Source organism: Bradyrhizobium sp. MI1.7, from assembly GCF_055811795.1.
This window is the reverse complement of record NZ_JBVVPO010000202.1, coordinates 1-1,379: the sequence shown is the minus strand read 5'-3', so window position 1 is coordinate 1,379 and position 1,379 is coordinate 1. Positions and strand designations below refer to the sequence as shown.

The following is a 1,379-nucleotide window of genomic DNA, read 5'->3' as shown; positions in this document are numbered from 1 at the left end:
GCCAATGGTATGGACCCCGCCCTTGCCGCGGTGGAATCTCAAGCGTCAACTGCAGCGAAGGAGGATGTTATGCAGGTCGTTCGGATAGGTCTAGATCTGGCGAAGTATGTCTTCGAAGTTCACGGCGTCGACAACCACGGGAAAGTCGTTGTGCGAAAGAGGTTACGTCGCGATGCGGTGGCCGGCTTTTTCGCCAATTTACCGGCCTGCCTGGTCGGCATGGAGGCTTCCAACGGGGCACACTATTGGGCTCGCGTGCTCACGGAGCTTGGCCATCAGGTCCGACTAATCAGCCCTCAGTTCGTGACACCATACGTCAAGTCGAACAAAAACGACCAGAACGATGCGGAAGCCATCTGCGAAGCGGTCGGTCGTCCGTCCATGCGCTTCGTGCCACCGAAATCAACCGATCAGCTGGCGGTACAGGCCGTCCACCGCATTCGCCGGCGCCTGGTCGCCGATCGAGTCAGGCTCGTCAATCAGATTCGCGGTCTTCTGTCCGAGCATGGGATTGTCATTGCCCGTGACATCGCGCAGCTGCGGCGTGGCCTCGCGGTCATCGTAGGAAACATCAATGACGACCTCAGCGAGATGCTCCGAGCGCTCATGAGGGAACTGCAAGAGGAGTTGTCCGAGCTTGATACCCGCATTGCAGCCTATGACCGGCGGATAAGGGAAATCTTCCGTACGAGTGAGCAGTGCCAGCGGCTCGGCAAAATCGAAGGCGTCGGACCTGTGACAGCAACAGCCTTGGTCGCCGCCGTGGGCGATAGAAGCTGTTTCAAGAACGGCCGACAGTTCGCGGCTTGGCTTGGTCTGGTACCCAAGCAGCGATCCAGTGGAGGGCGGGCCCGCTTGTTCGGCATCAGCAAACGGGGCGATCGATACCTGCGGACGCTGATGATTCACGGAGCTCGCGCCGCTTTAAGCCGTGCTAATGGCAAGCAGGATCCGCGAAGCCTCTGGCTCGGCAAGATGCGGCAACGGCGCCATCCCAATGTCGCGGCCGTGGCTCTTGCCAACAAGAACGCGCGGATCGTGTGGGCTATGCTCACAGGCGGCGCGGCTTATGAGCCGGCGCTTTCGGTGAAGGCGGCCTGAAGCGAAGCGGCAATCAAGGAAAGGAGGTCTCACCGGCAATTGCAACAAATGGCAGGAGATGGCGAAACGGTCACCCCGTCGCTTCCCGAACCTGATGTGTGGACCGGCATGGCTTGCGCCGATGTCTCGGGGCCGTTGAGGTGGAAGCGGGCGAAAACCATCGAGGCTTGCGGCGGAGACGTTGTCCAGCCGCATCAAGAAGCCGGATATACGTCAGCAGTTGTGGCCGTCGATCCTGATCAAGCCAGTCGTTGCAATCGGGCGGGGTCCATATACGT

Annotated in this window: 1 protein-coding gene; it reads left to right on the top strand. The window is 60.1% G+C overall.

Annotated features, from left to right (window positions below; genetic code table 11):
* Positions 1-69 precede the first annotated feature (69 nt).
* Positions 70-1,101, top strand: coding sequence for an IS110 family RNA-guided transposase (locus AC0L3X_RS47090; protein ID WP_247296495.1), 1,032 nt, complete (start codon positions 70-72; stop codon positions 1,099-1,101).
* The last annotated feature ends 278 nt before the right edge of the window (positions 1,102-1,379 follow it).

What these genes read in the sequence shown, in the direction of transcription:
- AC0L3X_RS47090 (WP_247296495.1), top strand. Translation starts at nt 70, where the DNA reads ATGCAGGTCGTTCGGATAGGTCTAGATCTGGCGAAGTATGTCTTCGAA.